The following is a 724-nucleotide window of genomic DNA, read 5'->3' on the forward strand; positions in this document are numbered from 1 at the left end:
AGCACGGATCGCCGGATGCGTCTTGTAACGCTGGAATTCCTCGAACGGCGACAGATACGGGTTCGTGTAGCCGAGACCGACGACGAAGCCCACCACCACCTGGTTGTTATCCATGTGATAGAGGAACGAGCCGCCGTAGGTATCGTTTTCCAGCGGCCAGCCGGCGGTGTGCATCACCAGACCCGGCTTGTGCTTCGAAGGATCGATCTCCCACAGTTCCTTGATGCCGATCCCGTAGACCTGCGGATCGGCGCCTTCGCGCAGCTTGAATTTATCGTTCAGCTGACGGCCGAGGTGCCCACGCGCGCCTTCGCAGAACAGCGTGTACTTCGCGTGCAGCTCCATGCCGAGCTGGAAGTTCTCGGTCGGCTCGCCGTCCTTGCCGATGCCGAGATTACCGGTCGCGACGCCTTTGACCGATCCATCCTCGTTGTAGAGAATCTCAGCAGCCGGAAAGCCCGGAAAAATCTCGACACCGAGCGCCTCAGCCTGCTGACCCAGCCAGCGCGTGACATTCGCGAGGCTGATCACATAGTTGCCGTGATTCTTGAAGTTGTCCGGCAGCGCCCAGGTCGGCACGCTCTTCGAGCCAGTTTCCGTCAGGAACAGGAATTTATCTTCGGTCACATCCACCGTCAGCGGCGCGCCTTTTTCCTTCCAGTCCGGAATGAGTTCGTTGATCGCGCGCGGATCCATCACCGCGCCCGACAGGATATGCGCCCCT

At 60.1% G+C, this 724-nt stretch carries 1 protein-coding gene; it reads right to left on the bottom strand.

The window, feature by feature from the left end; genetic code table 11:
- Window positions 1-724 (bottom strand): NAD(P)/FAD-dependent oxidoreductase (locus tag PQR42_RS45595; RefSeq protein ID WP_408496119.1); only part of this gene is annotated, 724 nt, incomplete at both ends.

Origin of the sequence: Paraburkholderia sediminicola, from assembly GCF_046027355.1 — a bacterium.
Classification (GTDB): domain Bacteria; phylum Pseudomonadota; class Gammaproteobacteria; order Burkholderiales; family Burkholderiaceae; genus Paraburkholderia; species Paraburkholderia sediminicola_B.